Annotated in this window: 7 protein-coding genes; 1 reads left to right on the top strand and 6 read right to left on the bottom strand. The window is 64.0% G+C overall.

Annotation, left to right across the window (positions count from 1 at the left end; genetic code table 11):
- Positions 1-331 precede the first annotated feature (331 nt).
- Positions 332-11158, top strand: coding sequence for a peroxidase family protein (locus ACN6NG_RS18750; RefSeq protein WP_474315471.1), 10827 nt, complete (start codon positions 332-334; stop codon positions 11156-11158).
- A 161-nt stretch (positions 11159-11319) separates the two neighbouring features.
- Here ACN6NG_RS18750 and ACN6NG_RS18745 read toward each other — a convergent pair whose 3' ends face one another.
- The 6 genes from ACN6NG_RS18745 to ACN6NG_RS18720 form a co-directional block, all read right to left on the bottom strand.
- On the bottom strand, positions 11320-13737 hold the full coding sequence (locus ACN6NG_RS18745; protein WP_353455125.1) for a TonB-dependent siderophore receptor: 2418 nt from the start codon (positions 13735-13737) through the stop codon (positions 11320-11322).
- A 96-nt stretch (positions 13738-13833) separates the two neighbouring features.
- Positions 13834-14802 (bottom strand): FecR domain-containing protein, encoded by a 969-nt coding sequence (locus ACN6NG_RS18740; RefSeq protein WP_353455127.1) that lies wholly within the window; start codon positions 14800-14802, stop codon positions 13834-13836.
- Positions 14799-15317 (bottom strand): sigma-70 family RNA polymerase sigma factor, encoded by a 519-nt coding sequence (locus ACN6NG_RS18735; RefSeq protein ID WP_197898673.1) that lies wholly within the window; start codon positions 15315-15317, stop codon positions 14799-14801. The genes ACN6NG_RS18740 and ACN6NG_RS18735 overlap by 4 nt, the downstream gene beginning before the upstream one ends.
- Positions 15318-15483: 166 nt before the next feature.
- Positions 15484-16269, bottom strand: coding sequence for an ABC transporter ATP-binding protein (locus tag ACN6NG_RS18730; RefSeq protein WP_061202452.1), 786 nt, complete (start codon positions 16267-16269; stop codon positions 15484-15486).
- Between the two features lie 11 nt (positions 16270-16280).
- A complete protein-coding gene (locus tag ACN6NG_RS18725; protein WP_474315467.1) occupies positions 16281-17036 on the bottom strand; it encodes an ABC transporter permease in 756 nt (251 codons plus the stop codon).
- A 10-nt stretch (positions 17037-17046) separates the two neighbouring features.
- Positions 17047-17799, bottom strand: a complete 753-nt coding sequence (locus ACN6NG_RS18720; RefSeq protein ID WP_474315463.1) for an ABC transporter permease — start codon at positions 17797-17799, stop codon at positions 17047-17049.
- Between the last annotated feature and the right edge of the window lie 248 nt (positions 17800-18047).

Here is an 18047-nt window from a genome sequence, read left to right as displayed (position 1 = left end):
AAACAGCTAGTTGCATCGCATTATCATCGTCCAGTGTTTTTTTGACGGGATATTGACAAGTTTTGGCTCTACGACTTTAGTCTGAAGTATTCGGGCCCTGTGCGAGCAGGGGTCGATACACGTGCGTTACACCTGTTGCGCACGATTAACAGGGCCCCATCCCGGAACGGTGGGGCCGGGTTGCCAGCAATGAGGCCGAGTCGCCAGCACACAAACGTTGCGCCACCGAGCCCAGAACCACGAACCAGATACTGCGCAAGTCAACACTGACTGGGCGCGGGAAGGACCCTGTTGCCCTGTGATTTCTCCGGAAAGATCGAGGGCAATTGCAATGGCCAATTTCAGCAAGTCGGACCTGGAATTCATTCTCAAACAAATCTTCATCGCCGAAGCCCATGCTGACGGCGCCAGCCTGAGTGAACTGCTGCCCAACAGCCAGGTACCGTTCGGCCTGCGCACCGTCGATGGCAGCTTCAACAACCTGGTGGCCGGGCAAAGCGAGTTCGGCGCTGCCGACAATTCGTTCCTGCGCCTGCTCGATGCCTCCTACCGTGCCAACTACGTGGGCACCGGCAACGTCGTCGATTCGCAACCGCGCACCATCAGCAACCTGATCGTCGACCAGACCGCCAACAACCCGGCGGCGGTCGAAGCCAATGGTGGCGCAGCCCCGGTGATTAGCCCCGGTATCGACGGGGTGTTCGGCACCGCCGACGACAAGCCGGTGTTCTTCATCCCCAACGTCTCGCCGGACGTAGGCCTGACGGCGGGCTTCAACGCCTGGATGACCTTCTTCGGGCAGTTCTTCGACCACGGCCTGGACCTGGTCACCAAGAGCAGCACCGACATCGTGTTCATACCGCTGCGCCCGGATGACCCGCTGTACGTGGCCGGCAGCCCGACCAACTTCATGGTGCTGTCACGGGCCGTACGCACCGCTGGCGCCGATGGCGTGGTGGGCACGGCCGACGATAGTCAGCCCAACACCACCTCGCCGTTTGTTGACCAGAGCCAGACCTACAGCTCGCACCCCTCGCACCAGGTATTTTTGCGCGAGTACACGCTCGACGGCGCCGGTGACCCGGTGGCCACAGGCCGGCTGATCACCAACCGCGACCTTGGCGCGGATGGCAAATTCGGCACCGCCGACGATGGCGACAGCGGAAACGGCGGCATGGCCACCTGGGCGGTGGTCAAGGCCCAGGCCCGTGACCTGCTGGGTATCAACCTGACCGATGCCGACGTGCACAGCGTGCCGTTGCTGGCCACCGATGCCTACGGCAACTTCCTGCGCGGGCCCAACGGCATGCCGCAGGTGGTGATGCGCGTGAACAACGGCGCCGACGGCATTGCCGGCACTGCCGATGACGTCACCCAACTGGTCGAAGGCAACCGCGCCGCGCCCATCAGCCTGGCCAATGCCGTGGGCACCGGGCATGGCTTCCTGGACGACATCGCCCATAACGCGGCCCCCGTGGTAGTGGGGGGCGTGCTGCAAGCCGACGCCGACACCGCCGTTGGCAACGCGCAGCCTGTGGGCCCGGGCGGCAACAACCTGACCTATGACAACGAACTGCTAGACGCCCACTACATCGCTGGCGACGGTCGGGTGAACGAGAATATCGGCCTGACCGCTGTGCACCACGTGTTCCACTCCGAGCACAACCGCCTGGTGCAGCAGACCAAGGACACCCTGCTGGCCGCAGGCGACCTGGCGTTCCTCAACGAGTGGCTGATCGACGACGTTACCGCCATCCCTACCACACCTGCCGGCATCGCCGCGCTGGTGTGGGACGGCGAGCGGCTGTTCCAGGCAGCCAAGTTCGGCACCGAAATGCAGTACCAGCACCTGGTGTTCGAAGAGTTCGCCCGCACCATCCAGCCGCAGATCGATGAATTCCTCGCCCCTAATGGCTACGACACCTCGATCAACCCGGCCATCCTCGCCGAGTTCGCCCATGTGGTGTACCGCTTCGGCCACTCGATGCTGACCGAAACCGTCGACCGCTTCGACCCGTCGTTCAACCCGGTGTCTGCCGACCCCGACAACCCTGACCAGCAACTGGGCCTGATTGCCGCCTTCCTCAACCCGCTGGCGTTCGCTGGCAGCGGTGCCACCGCCGACGAAGCGGCCGGTGCGATCATCCGCGGTGTTACCCGCCAGCTGGGCAACGAAATCGACGAGTTCGTCACCGAAGCGCTGCGCAACAACCTGCTCGGCCTGCCGCTGGACCTGCCCGCGCTGAACATAGCCCGGGGTCGTGATACCGGCATCCCCAGCCTGAACGAGGCGCGTCGCGAGTTCTATGCGGCAACGGGCGACAGCCAGCTCAAGCCCTACATCAGCTGGGCCGACTTTGCCGACCACCTCAAGCACCCGGCATCGCTGATCAACTTCATCGCTGCCTACGGTACTCACGCCACCATCACCGGGGCAACCACCGAAGCGGACAAGCGCGCCGCCGCAGTGGCGCTGGTGCTTGGCGGTAGCGGTTCACCACTCGACCGCCTGGACTTCCTCAACGGCACCGGCGCCTATGCCAACGTGACGCTGGCCGGCAAAGACGGCATCGCCGGCACGGCCGACGACATTACCGGCGTGACCGTGACCGGGGTGGATGCCATCGACTTCTGGGTCGGCGGCCTGGCCGAGAAGAAAATGCCCTTCGGCGGCATGCTCGGGTCCAGCTTCAACTTCGTCTTCGAGACCCAGCTGGAAGCGCTGCAGAACGGCGACCGTTTCTACTACCTCTCGCGTACGGCGGGCACGAACTTCGGTACCGAACTGGAGAACAACTCCTTTGCCAAGCTGATCATGCTCAACTCCGACGTCACCCACCTGTCCAACACCGTGTTCCTCACGCCTACCTTCACCCTGGAAGTTAACCAGGCCAACCAGTTCACCGGGCTGGGTGCCGACGGCAAGGCCGACCCGACGGGGGGCATCGAGATAAACGGGGTTGAAATCCTGCCGCTGGTGATTCGCGACAACCCCGACACCGTGGGCCCTGACGCCAACTACCTGCACTACACCGGTGAAGACCATGTGGTGCTGGGCGGCACGGCCGGCAACGACATCATCATCTCGGGCGAAGGCGACGATACCGTTTACGGCGATGCCGGCGACGATGTGCTCGAAGGTGGCGCCGGCAACGACGCAGTGCTGGGTGGTGCAGGCGACGACATCATCACCGACTCGTTCGGCGACAACCGCCTGGAGGGTAACGCCGGTAACGACGTGATCGTCGCCGGCAGCATGCTGGCGGCTGGCAACCTGATCCTGGGGGGCGACGGCCAGGACTTCATCATCACCACCGAGGACATTTCCACCACCTTCGGCGGCCAGGGCGATGACTTCATCCTCGGCGCCAAGACCAACCTGCCACCCACCGGCAACGAGGGCGATGACTGGATCGAGAAAGGTACCCAGGACGGTGCGCCGGGCGACAACTTTGCGCCGCTGCTAGGCGACGAGGTGGTCGGCAACGACATTTTCGTCGGTGGCGCTGGCTTTGATGAAATGATCGGCGAGGGCGGTGACGACATCTTTGTCGGCAGCGATGCCCAGGACAAGATGGACGGCATGTCCGGCTTCGACTGGATCACCAACAAAAACGACAAGGTCGGCGTCACCGTGGACCTGAGCCTGGCAGCGCTGGCCCAGCCCCACGGCAATGCGCCAAACCAGAACGCCGGGGTATTCAACCCGGTCGGCGCCTCGCCGGCCAGCATCCTCGACCGCTTTGCCGAGGTCGAAGGGGTGTCCGGTTCGAACTACGCCGATGTGCTCAAGGGCGATGACGTCGATGCCGTGACCATCCTCAACCATGGCGGTGCCACCGGCAGTGCGCTGACCAACGTGGCGCTGATCCGTGGGCTGCAGCAGTTTCTGGCGGATGCCGGGTTGCCTACCACAGGCTTTGCCACCGGCAACATCATGCTCGGCGGCAATGGCAGCGACCTGATCGAGGGGCGTGGCGGCGATGACCTGATCGACGGCGACAAATGGCTGAACGTGCGGATTGCCGTGTACGCCCCTGGCGACGTCAACCACACCGGGCCCGAGATCGCCAGCTTCGACAGCATGGTCGACATGATCCCGTTCATGCTCGACCGCACCTACAACCCTGGCCAGCTGAAAGCCGTGCGCGAAATCCTGCCAGGTACCTCCACTGGCGGCGCGGCCTTTGACACGGCCGTGTATTCGGGGGGGCAGAGCGAGTACGTGGTAACCCAGAACACCAAAGGCACGGCCGATGTCGCGGACGATGTGTGGACGGTGACCGACACTGTGGACGGCCGCGATGGCGTCGATACGCTGTTGCATATCGAACGCCTGCAGTTCTCCGACAGCCAACGCGTGCTGGTGGCAGGGGTGAACGCGCAGCCCACGGGCAGCCCGACCGTCACCGATGGCAACGGCGGTGCGATCACGGTGGGCGATATGCTGACGGTGAGCGTGGCGGGCGTGCTCGATGCCGACAATATCAGTGCGGGCAACCCGGCAGGCACGCTTGCCGACCGTTCAGTGTCGTACTACTGGCAATTCGAGGCCGACCCGGGCAGTGGTGTGTTCGAGGACATCATCCTGCTACCGGCCGGTGACCTGGCGTTCCAGAGCGCCGATGGCACCGCGTTCAAGGTGTCGCCAGACCTGGCCGGGCTGAGCCTGCGGGTCAAGGCGATCTACCAGGACGCCCATGGCACAACCGAGGTGTTGTATTCCGCCCCCACGGCGGTGGTACAGCCGGGCGCACCGGTGGTGCCAACGCCGGCCGCTCCTGTCGTGGATGCCACGGCAGGGGGCGAGGGGCTGCACATGGTGCGCTCCGACCTCAACTTCATCCTCGACCAGATCAAGATCGCCGAGGCCGATGCCGCCGGGCAGGACATCCTCTCGCTGATCCCCAACATCCGCGCACCCTTGGGCCTGCGTGCGGTCGATGGTTCGAACAACAACCTGATGAACCTCAACGGCAACAACAACACCCAGTTCGGTGCTGCCGACAATGTCTTCCCGCGCCTGACCGACCCGGTGTTCAACCCGGCAGAAGGTGCACCGGCCGGCTTCTTCGGCCCTGGCTCGCCGGCCATTCCGGGCTCGTCGTACCAGCAGACCAGCGGCCCGGTGTTCGACTCGCAGCCGCGCACCATCAGTAACCTGATCGTCGACCAGACCTCCAACAACCCGGCAGCCTATGCCACCGCGTATGACCCAGGTGCCGATGGCGTGCTCAACTTCGGCACGCCCGGTAACGACGACGTGCTCAAGGACGGCGTGCGCATTGTCGCCAGCCCGGGCATGGATGGCCAGTTCGGCACCACCGACGACCACGATGTGTACCTGTTCGAAAACACCGCTGCCGATGCTGGCCTGTCTGCGCCGTTCAACGCCTGGATGACATTCTTCGGGCAGTTCTTCGACCATGGCCTGGACCTGGTCACCAAGGGTGGTTCGGGGACTATCTACATCCCGCTGCAACCCGATGACCCGCTCTACGTGGAGGGTGGTTTCACCAACTTCATGGTGGTGACCCGTGCCACCAACCTGCCAGGGCCGGATGGCATCCTCGGCAACGCCGACGACATCCGCGAGCACACCAATACCACCACGCCGTTCGTGGACCAGAACCAGACCTACAGCTCGCACCCGTCGCACCAGGTGTTCCTGCGTGCCTACATGTTGACCGACGACGGCCCCGTTGCCACTGGCCGGCTGATCACCAACCGTGACCTGGGCGCCGATGGCAAGTTCGGCACTGCCGACGACACCGAAATCGGCGGCATGGCCACCTGGAAAGTACTCAAGGCCCAGGCCCGCGACGTGCTTGGCATCAACCTGACCGATGCCGACGTCGACAACGTGCCGCTGCTGGCAACCGACGCCTACGGCAACTTCATCAAGGGGCCGAACGGCTACCCGATGGTGGTGATGAAGGGCCTCGACGGCATTGCCGGCACTGCCGATGACCAACAGGTCGAAGGCAACCCGCTGGCGCCGCTCGACCTGACCAACGCCGTGCGCACGGGGCACCAGTTCCTCGCCGACATTGCCCATAACGCGGTACCCGTGTTCAGTGGCGGGGTGCTGGCGCCGGATGCCGACAACGTTGCCGGCAACGCGGTGCCGGTCAACCCACAGACCGGAGCCAACCTGGCCTACGACAACGAACTGCTGGACGCGCATTACGTCGCCGGCGACGGCCGGGTCAACGAGAACATCGGCCTGACAGCCGTGCATGCGATCTTCCACTCCGAGCACAACCGGCTGGTGGCGCAGACCATGGACACCGTGCTCGACTCGCACGACCTGGCCTTCCTCAACGAATGGCTGCTCAACCCGGTAACCGCATTGCCGGTTACCCCGGCCGAGATCGGCGCATTGGTATGGAACGGCGAGCGGTTGTTCCAGGCGGCCAAGTTCGGTACCGAGATGCAGTACCAGCACCTGGTGTTCGAGGAGTTCGCCCGTACTGTGCAACCACGGGTCGACCTGTTCTTTGCCCCGACCCAGGTGTACGACGTCGACCTCGATGCATCGATCGTGGCCGAGTTCGCCCACACCGTGTACCGCTTCGGCCACTCCATGCTGACCGAGACTGTCGACCGCTTCGACGTCGACTTCAACGTCATCAAGGACCCGGCCAGCTCCAACCCTGACCAGCAACTGGGCCTGATCGCGGCGTTCCTCAACCCGTTGGCCTATGCCGCCAGTGGCGTTACCCCCGAGGACGCCACCAGCGCCATCGTCCGCGGGGTCACCCGTCAGGGTGGCAACGAAATCGACGAGTTCGTCACCGAGGCGTTGCGCAACAATTTGCTCGGCCTGCCGCTGGACTTGCCGGCGATCAACATTGCCCGTGGCCGCGACGTTGGCATCCCTTCACTGAACGCCGTGCGCCGCGACATCTACGGGCAAACCGGTGATACCCAGCTCAAGCCGTACACCAGCTGGGTCGACCTGGTGCAGCACCTGAAGCACCCCGAGTCGCTGATCAACTTCATTGCGGCCTATGGCACCCACAGCACCATCACCGGCGCCACCACACTGCTGGAAAAACGCGACGCGGCCATGGCCCTGATGTTCGGTGGCGATGGCGCACCGGCCGACCGCCTGGACTTCCTCAACAGCAGCGGCACCTGGGCCAATGTGACCTTGCCTGGCAAGGATGGCGTGCTGGGCACCGCCGATGACCTGAAGGCGGTAACCATTACCGGTGTCGATGCCATCGACCTGTGGATCGGCGGCCTGGCTGAAGAGAAGACCCCGTTCGGCGGCATGCTCGGCAGTACCTTCAACTTCGTGTTCGAAAACCAGATGGAGAAATTGCAGGACGGCGACCGCTTCTACTATCTGGAGCGCACCTCCGGCCTGTCGATGAACGCCGAGCTGGAAAGCAACTCCTTCGCCAAGCTGATCATGGCCAACACCTCCGCCACCCACCTGCCGGGCCTGGTGTTCTCCGACCCGGGCTTCTACCTGGAAGTCGACCAGAGCAAGCAGTTCAACGCAGGCCTGGGCAACGCCGACCCACTGGGCGAAAACGGCGAGCAGGTGGTGTTCCGCGACAGCCCGCTGACGGCTGGCCCGGACACCAACTACATTCGCTATGCCGGTGCCGAGCACATCGTGCTGGGCGGCACCAACGGTGACGATATCCTGGTGTCCAGCGAGGGTGACGACACGGTCTGGGGCGATGGCGGCAACGACCGCATCGAGGGGGGTGACGGCAACGACCAGCTGCGCGGTGGTGCCGGCGACGACATCATCAGCGACATGGGCGGTGACGACAACATCCAGGGCGGCGACGGCAACGACGTGCTGCACGGCGGCAATGGCGTCAACCTGATCATCGGCGGTTTCGGCAACGACTTCATCGTCACCGGTGAAGATGCCTCCGAAGCCATTGGCGGCCAGGGCAACGACTTTATCCTGGGCAGCAAGGCCAACGAGCAGGACATGGGTAACGAAGGTGACGACTGGATCGAGAAGGGCACCTCCGACGGTGCGCCTGGCGATAACTTCGACCCGCTCGGCAACGACCCCATCATCGGCCACGACGTGTTCATCGGCGGCAACGAGAACGACAAGTTCAACGGTGAAGGCGGCGACGACATCATGGTCGGCAGCCTGGGCTTTGGCGACCGTTACATCGGTGGCTCGGGCTACGACTGGGCAACCTTCAAGGGCCTGGCCCAGGGTGTGACCATCGACTACACCGACCGCTTCTTCGACGTGCCGCCAGTACCGGGCTCGGGCGCTTCGGCGCTGGTGCGCTTCGACATCATGGAAGGCCTGTCGGGCTCGGCCCATGGCGACTTCCTGCGCGGTGACAACGAAGACGCCACTTCGCTGCCCACCGCGGGTGCCACTGGCAGCGTGCTGACCAACATCAACCTGATCAACGGCCTGTCCAGCCTGCTGGCCGCCGGTGCAACGTTCTACGATGGCGGCAACGTCATCCTCGGCGGCAGCGGCAGCGACCTGATCGAAGGCCGTGGCGGCGACGACATCCTCGACGGTGACAAGTGGCTGAACGTGCGCATCAGCGTGCGCGCCAACCTCGATGGCACTGGCCCGGAAATCGCCAGTTACGACAGCATGGAGCCCATGGTGCCGCTGATGCTCAACGGCACCTACAATCCGGGCCAGCTGGTGATCGTGCGGGAGATCCTCAACGGCACCGACAACTACGACACGGCGGTGTTCTCGGGGGTAGCCACCGATTACAGCGTGGTGGTCGATGGCAATGCGGTGATCGTCACCGACCTGGTGGCCGGGCGCGATGGTGTCGACCACCTGACCGGCATCGAGCGGCTGCAGTTCTCTGATAGCTCGCAAGCCTCTGGCGTGGGAACCGCCGTCAACGCTGGCCCCACGGGTCACCTGGTGATTCTCGACGCTGCCACCGGGGTGCGTGACGATACACCGGTGAGCGGCCAACTGCTGCGCGTGACACCCCTGGCGGTACATGATGCGGACAACGTCAGCGCGGCCAACACGACCGGTGCGGTCAACGGCCCTGTGGCCTATTACTGGCAAGTCGAGACCCTGCCGGGTTCGGGTGTCTATGAAGACATCACCTTTGTCGCCGCAGGCGAGGTCCAGCGGGCGACGGGCGCCACCTACCGGGTCACGGACGATGTGGCTGGCCTGAGCATCCGCGTACGTGCGGTGTACCAGGACGCCAAGGGCACGCTGGAAATCGTCGATTCGTCGGTGAACAGCGCACCGAGTGCCGGGCCGACCGTGACCGGGCTGCTGGTGCAGAACCAGACGCTCACTGCCAACCCGGCAACCATCGTCGATGCCGACGGCCTGAGCAACCCGCAGTTCACCTTCCAGTGGCAGTCCAACCGGGGTGTGGGCTGGGTCAACATTGTTGGCGCCATCAGCAGCACCTTTGTCCTGACCCAGGCGCAAGTGGGGCAGAACATGCGGGTTGTGGTCAGCTATGTGGATGACTTTGGCGTGCAAGAAAGCGTCGCCTCCGACATCCTCGACCCGGTGGCCAACGTCAACGATGCACCGACCGGTGCAGTGTCGATCAGCGACACCACGCCAGACCAGGGCCAGTCGCTGACCGCGCTCACGGGCGGCATCGCCGACCTGGACGGGCTCGGTGCCTTCAGCTTCCAGTGGCAGCAGGGCACTGGCGGCACCTTCAGCAACATTGTCGGCGCCACCGCCGCCACCTTTACCCCAGGCTTTGCCCAGGGCAACCAGCAGTTGCGGGTGATCGTGCGCTACACCGACGGCTTCGGCACCCTGGAGTCGTTGACCTCCGCCGCGACCGCCGCAGTAGTGGTGCCGCCAGGTGTGACACTGGTGGGCACCAACGCAGCCAACACCCTGACCGGCACGGCGGGCAACGACGTGATTTCGGGCTTGGGCGGCAACGATACGCTCAATGGCCTGGGCGGCGCCGACCAGTTGTTCGGCGGGCTTGGCAACGACATCCTCAACGGCGGGGACGACCCTGACATCCTCAATGGCGACGATGGCAACGATACCCTCAACGGCGGGCTTGGCGCGGATGCCATGAATGGCGGTGCCGGCAACGATACCTTCGTGGTCGACAACGCGGGTGACACGGTGACAGAGGCGCTGAACGGTGGCACCGACCTGGTGCAGACCGGCCTGGCCACCTACACCCTGGGTGCCAACGTCGAAAACCTGATCTACACCGGCAGCAGCAGCTTTACCGGTACCGGGAACGCGCTGGCCAACACACTTACCGGCGGTGCCGCCAACGACGTGCTCAATGGCGGTGCGGGGGCCGATCGCCTGGTCGGTGGTGTCGGCAACGATACCTATGTGGTCGATAACGCCGGTGATGTCGTGGTCGAGGCCACCGGGGCAGGTACCGATACTGTCCGCACCACGCTCGCCAGCTATACGATGGCAGCCAACGTCGAGCTCCTGACCTTTACCGGGGCGGGTAACTTCACTGGTACCGGTAACGGCTTGGCCAACACCCTCAACGGCGCAGCAGGCAACGACACGCTCAATGGTGACGGTGGCAACGACATCCTCAACGGCAATGCCGGTAACGATACCCTGAACGGCGACGCCGGCAACGACCAGCTGTTCGGCGGGCTTGGGGCCGACAGCCTGAACGGTGGCGGTGGCGACGACAGCCTCGACGGCGGTGACGGCAACGACACGCTGCTGGGTGATAACGGCAACGACACCTTGCTGGGCGGCATTGGTGATGACAGCCTGGACGGCGGCAACGGCAACGACACACTGCAAGGTGGCGACGGCAACGACACGCTGTTTGGTGACGTCGGCACCGACACCTTGATTGGGGGCGCTGGCAACGACTTCCTCAACGGTGCGGCGGGCAACGATACGGTGGTGGGTGGTGCCGGCAACGACACGATGATGGCCACTGACGGCAATGACGTGTTCCAGTTCGCGGCCGGCTTCGGCAACGACCTGATCATCAACTTCGATGCCATTGCGGCGGGTGGCCAGGACCGGCTGGATATCACCGCCCTGAACATCACCGCAGCGACCTTCGCCGCCAGTGTCACCATCGCCGATGTTGGGGCTGATACGCTGGTTCACATCGGCGCTGCCGACTCCATCCGCCTGGTGGGGGTGGCGGATGCGACCACGGTGACTGCTGCAGACTTCATCCTGGCGGGGTGAGGGTCTGAAAGACAAGCTGCTTGAAATGCAGGGGCTGCCTTGCAGCCCTTTCGCGGCACAAGGCCGCTCCTACAGGGATAGCGTGTTATTGAAACCCGCACGCCCCCGGTAGGAGCGGCCTTGTGCCGCGAAAGGGCCGCAAAGCGGCGCCAGTCCATTGATCAGAAGTCGTAGCGTAGGTTCAACGTTGCGTTTCGGGGCGCTCCGTAATGACCGTAATTGCCCGCCAGGCCCGCGTAGTACTTCTTGTCGAACAGGTTCTCGACATTCAAGGTGGCGGCCATGTTGTCGCTGAGCTTGTAGCGTGCCATCAGGCTGGCTACGGCATAGTCTTCCTGGGTGATACGTGTGTTGCGAGTGGTCAGCAGCGACTGCTTGGCGTTCCAGTTCACCCCACCCCCCAACGTCAGGCGCTCCCATTCGCCCGGCATGCGATAGGTGCTCCACAACCGGAAGGTGTCCAGCGGCAGCTGTGGCGTCAGGCGGGTGTCCTGGGCGTTTTCCGTGCGTGAATGGCTGTACCCGGTGTGCACGTTCCAGCCGTCGGCCACTTCGCCCGAGAGCTCAAGGTCGATACCTTTGGTTTCGGCCCCGTTTACCGCGCGCGACGCCGTTGAGTTTGCCACGCCAGGTATCGGGAAACCGGTGTCGTCCTCTGCAAAGTTGTCTCGCTTGATCAGGTAAATCGCAGCGCTGGTATTCAATCGGCCTTCATAGAACTCGCCTTTCCATCCCAACTCATAATTTTTGCCAGTGACGGGGTCAAGGACCTTGCCGGTGCGGTCCCTTGCGGTCTGCGGCTTGAAGATGTCGGTGTAGCTGACGTACAGAGACTGTTCAGCGGTCAAGTCATGGATCAGCCCCACATAGGGCACGACTTCGCCACGCTCCTGCAGGTTAGAGGGCCTGTCGAAACCGCTGGGTAGCGACACCTGGTGGGCGTCGTAGCGGTAGCTGGTGGTCCGTGCCCCCAGGATCAGATGCCAATCGTCGGTGAAGTTGAGCCGAGTGGCAGCAAAGTACCCGGTCTGACGGATGTTGACGTCGTAATCCAGCACGGGCGTGTAGTTGCCGGGCTGTGGTATGCGATTGCCCCAGGTGAAGAAGTTGAATGTGGGCGACCCTGCCGACCCGGTCAGGTGGTTGTTTCTGTAGTCCAGGTAGTCGAACCCGACGATCAGCTCATGGGATTGTCCAAGCAGTTCGAAAGGGCCCTGCAGGGTGATGTTCATGCCGCGCTGCACCTGATGCGCCTCGACCTCCAGCAGGTCCAGCGTGGCATTGCCTGTGGCCTGATCAAGGGTGGCGATACCGGCACCGGTGCGGTAGAACGCCGACAATGAATCGCGATCGACATCCATGTAGTTCGCTGCCAGTTTCAGTTGCCAGTCATTGGCAAGCTGCTGGTCCAGGCCGAAGGAATAGTTCTTGGTGGTGTAGTCTTCATACATCCAGCGCGGGCCGCTGCTGGTGGAACGCGAAAAGTCAGTCGGCTGGCCGTTGCTGTAGAACAACGGTACACCGGGGGCGCCGTCGGCATTGTAGGTCTGGTAGTCCACCCCCAGGCGCGCGGTGGTGGAGTCAGACAAGTCAGCTTCAAGCACACCGTACAACAGGTCGCGGTCCTGGCTGTACCAGTCCATGAAGCTGTGGTTGGTCTGCTTGGCGGCCACCAGCCGACCGCGCAGCTTTCCATTCTCGACCAGAGGGCCCGAGACGTCAGCCTCGGCGCGGTAATAGTCCCAAGAGCCGACCCCCGCCTGCACATAGGACTGGAACTCGCGAGTGGGGCGTTTGCGTACCATGTTGACCACGCCGTTGGGTTCACCTGCACCGGTCATCAGGCCAGTGGCCCCTCGCACGATCTCTACACGGTCGAAGATGGCCATGTCCATCAACGTGCTGGGCATGTTGCGGGTCAGGTACTCCTGAACCGTGTTGACCCCGTCGAGCTGGTAGGTACTGATTTCGGAGCCGCGCGAGTAGATATGAAAGCGCTCGCCGCCGTCCTGCGACATGGTGATGCCAGGGTTCTGCTTCAGCACATCTGTGATGCTCGCCAAGTGTTGGTCGTCCATCTGTTGGCGGGTAACGACACTGATGCTCTGCGGCGTCTCGCGGATCGACAGGTTCATCTTGGTTGCGGTACTGGTCACCCCCGTGGTGTACGAGCCGGTCCCCTCGGTAGTCGCCCCAAGCCCGACGCTGTTCACGTGCGTTGCCGACAACTCCATTGCACCGGTTTCTTCACCAGCGGGGATGATGAAATAGCGATCGTCACTTTCCCGCATCACTCGCAAGCCACTGCCCGACAACAGCGCCTGCAGGCCTGCGTCGACTGCGTACACACCGTCCAGCCCCGGCGTTTTCCGGCCTTGGGTGGAGGCGGGATCAAACGACAGCACGATGCCTGCCTGGGTCGCGAAGCGGGTCAGTGCCTGGCCCAGGTCACCCTGGCCGATGTTGTACTCGCGGGGCGTGCTGTCGGCCAGAGCAGGGGTGGCGGCGAACAGGGCTGAAACCAGCAGGGCGTTGCGGATACCGGCCGCCAGCGGGCGGAGCGGATGATGCGTTTTCATGGGGGGCTTCTCTTATGTTGGCAAGCGGGTCATGCACCCGTTACCCCTGAGTCGGATGAGAAAGAGAAGAAATCTCATCGGTGGGCAAAAAATTTTTCATCCCGTGTGCAGGGCGTTCACACTCACCCAGTAACGGGTGCGTTGCACGATGTCTATCGGCAGTACGCTAGCGATCGCACGCAGCGCCTTGTCGGTGTCATCCACCGGGAAGGTACCGCTGACGCGCAGCCCGGCCGCTGACGGGTCGCAGCGCAGCCAGCCACGGCGGTAGCGGGCCAGTTCGTCGATCAGCGGCCCCAGCGCTTGTTCGTTGGCCACCAACAGGCCCTGAGTCCAGGCATCCTGTGCGGCGGCCAGCGAACGTGTCGGGCCGGCATTCGCCGCAGAGAAACGGCAGTACTGCCCGGGTTGCAGCAACAGGGGGTGCCCATGGGCGGGGGTAATGCGCACCTGGTGCTCGAAGACCGAGACCTGAGTCTGCCCCTCCAGCAGGCGCACCGAAAAGCGCGTGCCCAAGGCTTGCACGCGGCCATGCGAAGTTTGGACGAAGAAGGGCCGGCCCCCAGGATCGTTTGCGGTGGTGACCATCACCTCGCCCTGGCGCAGGTGCACCAGGCGCTGTTGTGCGTCGTAGCGGACATCCGCCGAGCTGTCGGTGTTCAGCATCAACTGCCCACCGTCGGCGAGGGCCACGGGCAGTCGCTGGCCAACCGCAGTGTGGTAGTCGGAAAGCCAAGCGCCGTTTTCGAACTGGTGAACGCCCAGCCAGCCCAGGCTGCTGCTGCCCAGCATCAGCGCCACGCCCTTTAGCACACTGCGCCGGGTGTTGTGCTGCGCCTGGCCGGCAAGCTCCAGCGTGCGGCCGGCGACGGCAGCGGGCACACCTTGCAGGCGTTGTTGCAGGTGCTCGATCTGCTGCCAGGCCCACTGGTTGGCCGCGCCTTGTTGCAGCCAGTGTTGCCAGCCGAGATGGTCCTGTGGCCTGGCCGCGCCGCTCTGCAGCAAGGTGTACCACTGCACCGCCTGCTCCAGTGCCTCGCGCTGGCGCGGATCGGTCACGCTCATTGCAGGTTTGCCTCGAGGTTGAACAGCAGGCAGTGGTGCAGCGCCTTGGCCATATGCCGGTTGACCGTGGACAGCGATATGCCCAACTGCTCGGCGATGGCCTTGTACGGCAGGCCTTCCAGTTGCGAGAGCAGAAAAGCCCGGCGTACCTCCATCCCCAGGCCGGCCAGCATGGTGTCCAGCTCGCACAGGGTCTCCAGCAACACGGCGCGGTCTTCCTCGGAGATATCCAGCGCCTCGGGCTGTTCGGCCAATGTTTGCAACCACGCCCGTTCCAGGCGGGCACGGCGGAAGTGGTCGATCATCAGGCGGCGGGCAATGGTCGCCAGGTAGCCCTTGGGCTCGCGCACGGCGTGCAGGCGCTCGGCCGCGTTGTCTGCCGTGAGGATACGCACGAACACGTCCTGGACCATGTCGGTGGCCAGGTCGCGGCAGGTCAGCCGCGGTTGCAGCCAGTTGCGCAGCCAGCGGTGGTGGTCACGGTAAAGGCCATCGACCTGGGCGTGTGCGTCCATGCAGGGCTTTTTCATACAGTCAGTTTCAAATAAGAATTCTTATCATTATGGTGGTGCTTGGGCAGGGGGACAAGGGGCCAGGATGCCAGCCTGAACCTGCGTTACGATTTCTGATGGTGCCGGGGGCTGCAAATCAGCCCCCGGCAAATTGTTCAGTTCACCCCTTTCAGTGCCCCACCAGCTCCCCCAGCAACCGCTGCTTGTACCCCTGCAACACCTGGCTGTCCCGCTGGCGTGGGTGCGGCAGGTCAATGCGCAAGTCCTCGCGAATCCGCCCCGGGTGCGCGTCCATCACGATCACCCGGTCACCCAGGTACAGTGCTTCCTCGATGTCGTGGGTGACCATGATCACCGTGCAGCGCTCCTGCACCCAGATGCGCTGCAACTCCTGTTGCAGCCGCACCCGGGTCAGGGCGTCCAGCGCGCCGAGCGGTTCGTCCAGCAACAGCACCTTGGGCTTGTTCACCAGCGCCCGGGCAATTGCCGCGCGCTGGGCCATGCCGCCGGACAGCTGGTGCGGGTAGGCCTGCTCGTAACCACTCAGACCGACCAGTTCGATGTGCTCGGCCACCAACCTGTTTTTCTCGGCTGCGGGTAACGCATGGTTTTTCAAGGCCAAGGCAATGTTCTGCTGCAGGGTCATCCACGGGAACAGGCGGTGGTCCTGGAACACGATACCGCGCTCCAGGCCCGGCCCGCGCACGGGTTGCCGGTCCAGCAGGATCTGGCCCTGGTAGTCCTGGTCGAGGCCGACAATCAGGCGCAGCAGCGTGGATTTGCCACAGCCGCTGGCGCCGAGAATGCTGACGAATTCGCCCGGGCGGATATCCAGGTCGATGCCTTCGAGCACTGGCACATGCTTGCCCTTGAGCGGGTACGCCTTGTTCAGGCCGCGAATGGTCAGCGCGCCAGTGCTGGCGGTGGTGGGTAAAGCGTGGGCGATGGCGTTCATGGTCGGGCCTTTCAATGGTTGGTGCGCCAGCGCAGCAGGCGGCGGGTGAGCAGGGTGCACAGCCAGGACATCAGGTAGCCACTCAGGCCGATGCACAGCACGCAGACCACGATGATCTCCATGCGAGCCGCAGCCTCGGCGTTCATCATCAGGCTGCCAAGGCCAGCCCCGGCAGACAGGAACAGCTCGCTGCCCACCGAGGTTACCCAGGCGAAGGCCAAGGCTTGCAGTACCCCGGCGGCAATGCCGGGCAGTGCGGCGGGCAACAGGATCAGACAAAGCTGCTGCCAGCGGCCGAGCATCAGCACCCGTGCCGCTTCGCGGTGCTGGCCGGCGACCTGGCGCAGGCTCCCGAAAGTGTTGAGCACCATCGGGTACAACGCTGCCAGGCTGACGATCAGCAGCTTGGCGCCTTCGCCATTACCCAGCCACAGGGCGATCAGCGGGATCCAGCCCAGCATCGGCACCTGGCGCAAGGCATGGAACAGCGGCGCGATCAGGCGGTTGGCGGGTGTGGACAGGGCCATCAACGCACCCAGGCCGACCCCGCCGACAATACCGATGGCCAGACCGCTGCAGGTGCGCAACAGGCTGGCCCACAGGTTGACCTGCAGTTCGCCGCTGCCCAGCAGTTCGGCCAGTGCCGTGCCCACCTGCGCCAGTGGCACGAAGGCATAGGCCCCGGCTGCACCTTGGCGCGAGGCATACTCCCAGGCGCCGAGCAGCAACAGCGGCAGTACCAGGCCACGCAAATCAGGTCGTTTCATCACAATTTCCTCAACGGCTTTGCCAGGCGGACAGGCGTCGTTCCACGCCTCGCAGGGTGAAGTCCAGGCTGAAGCCGATCAGCCCGGTCAACACAACGCCGACCATGACCACGTCGATGCGCAGCATCTGCCGGCCCATCTCGATCATCTGCCCCAGGCCGCTGTCGGCCGCCAGCAACTCGCACGCCACCAGCACTACCCAGGCGCGGGTCAGTGCCACGCGTATACCGGTGACGATCGCCGGCACCGCAGCGGGCAGGGCAATCCGCCCCACCAGCGTCGGCCAGCGCAGGCGGTATACCGCAGCCACTTCGAAATGGCTGCGAGGGATCGCGCGGATACCTTCGCAGGTGGCCAGTGCCACCGGGAAAAACGCAGTCTTGGCGACGATGACCACCTTGAAGGTCTCATCCACGCCAAACAGCAGCACGAACATCGGGATCAGCGCGATGCTGGGCACTTGGCGCAGGGTATGGAACAGCGGGGCGCAGTAGGCCTCTACGGTCTTCGACAAGGCCAGTGCGGCACCAAAGCCAAGGCCGGCCAGCGCGCCGCCGGTAAAGCCAAAGGCCAGCCGCGACAGGCTGCCGGCCAGGTGCTCCTGCAACTCGCCGGTTGCCAGCAGGTCGTTGAGGCTGTGCCACACCTCCAACGGCGGGATAAGCAGGTTGGCCGGGAACAGCCCGGCATTGGCCACCACGGCCCATAGGGTAAGCAGGGCCAGGGGGGAGATGAACCAGGAAAGACGAGAGAGCACGCGCATGGCTGGCCTTGGGAAAGCAGAAGGTAGAGCTGTATCGCAAGAGCTGTGCCAGGCACTGGAGGCCCCGGAATGCGGGGCTGGAAGGAGGGGGTGGTGCTGGAGCAGCAGCGAGGTGCTGCTTTGGAAGCAGTCAGTCAGCAGCTGCCTGGCGCGGTTGGTGTAGGAGCGGCCTTGCGTCGCGATGGGCCGCAAAGCGGCCCCGGCAATTCCAGCGGCGAAGCTGAAACTGTGGGGCCGCTTCGCAGCCC

The organism is Pseudomonas sp. TSO6 (genome assembly GCF_056098905.1).
This window is presented reverse-complemented; position numbering and strand designations above follow the sequence as displayed.